Below are 1,470 nucleotides of genomic sequence, written 5' to 3'. Positions count from 1 at the left end.
GGTGCGATTCGTTTAGTCGAAACCCGAAAAGGGGGGATGACTAGCAGCGGTGGGGTAAATCCTATAGGGTTGGAGTTCGCACTTTAATCCCCCGTCGATGACAACTTACTATTCATGCAGGTGAGGAAACCTAGTCGAGCACTCAGCCAAGACAACTAGGGGAAAACGGGAAAGATGATTATACCAACATCATAACTAAAATCCAAAATAAACCAAGTCCTGACATCATGGTGCGTGATTGAAAGCACACAAAGAACCAAAATTAAATTTGGTTTCCTCTACACAAAGATTGACAACCTTGGTGTAAAGCGAGGGTGAAAACGGGCAATCGGGATAGCTGAATACCGACACCGTAAGCAAAAATCCTATAACCGAATCATTGCCAAAGCAATGAAGTCGTGGGGTAGAAGCGCCAGCTAACGAATTGTCGATTCAACCGTCGAAACCTATTACCAGAGGATATAAGCTAATCAGAGAAATCTGAGCTTCTGGGTCAGGAATATCTGACAAGGGTAAGGACTATCAGGTTTCTACTACCGAGATAGCGCACCACCTAGAACCCCGGCGGAAAGACAAACCCTAACGGATTTAATCAATGGATAGTAGGAACGAAGTAATCCTTTTGTATGCTCCTCTTCAAATCGATTGTGGAGGTAGGCTGTCAGGCTACACGCTGCGAAAGGTTGGGATGGTTTAAGAAGCTAATGCCTAACCTGAAATAACAGGTAATGCCGAAAAAGGGATGGGGTAATGCCCAGGATATGCAGACGTAAACCGCGAAGGTGATTAAGTGAAAAGGTGCAATTAGTAATGAACAAGCCTAAATCTGATTTGGCAACAAATACAGAGGGATGGAAGGATATTAATTGGCGTCAAGCTGAAAGATATGTTTTCAAGTTGCAAAAACGCATTTTCGCTGCTTCCCGTTGTGGAGATGTCAAGAAAGTTCGCAAACTTCAGAAGACGCTGATGAGGTCTTGGTCTAATAGGATTTTGTCAGTAAGAAGGGTAACTCAGGACAACCAGGGAAAAAAGACGGCAGGAGTGGATGGGGTAAAATCCTTGTCCCCAGCAGATCGTCTAGAACTGGCAAGGGAATTAAAGCTAACTGGCAGATCCAAACCGACTAGAAGAGTTTGGATACCAAAACCAGGAAGTAATGAAAAACGCCCACTGGGAATTCCTGTTATGTATGACAGAGCTTTACAAGCCGTAGTAAAATCCGCACTTGAGCCGGAATGGGAGGCAATTTTTGAGCCAAACAGCTATGGATTTAGACCGGGCAGGTCATGTCACGATGCGATTAAGCAGATTAAAGTCTGTATTCAGCATAAAGCGAAGTTTGTATTAGATGCAGACATAGCCAAATGCTTTGACCGCATCAACCATTATGAACTACTCCAAAAGTTGAACGTAAAAGGAAAAGTCAGGAGACAAGTAAAGTCCTGGCTAAAGTCTGGAGTAATTGAC

Annotated in this window: 1 protein-coding gene; it reads left to right on the top strand. The window is 43.8% G+C overall.

Going from position 1 to position 1,470, the window contains the following annotated elements; all coding sequences use genetic code 11:
- Positions 1-810: 810 nt before the first annotated feature.
- Positions 811-1,470, top strand: a 660-nt coding sequence (locus QUB25_RS29645; protein ID WP_333189058.1) for a reverse transcriptase N-terminal domain-containing protein, incomplete at its 3' end; no start/stop codon positions are given.

This window comes from Microcoleus sp. B3-D7 (assembly GCF_036705305.1).
GTDB lineage: Bacteria > Cyanobacteriota > Cyanobacteriia > Cyanobacteriales > Microcoleaceae > Microcoleus.
The sequence above is the reverse complement of the archived record's forward strand: the minus strand, read 5'-3'. Positions and strand labels throughout refer to the sequence as shown.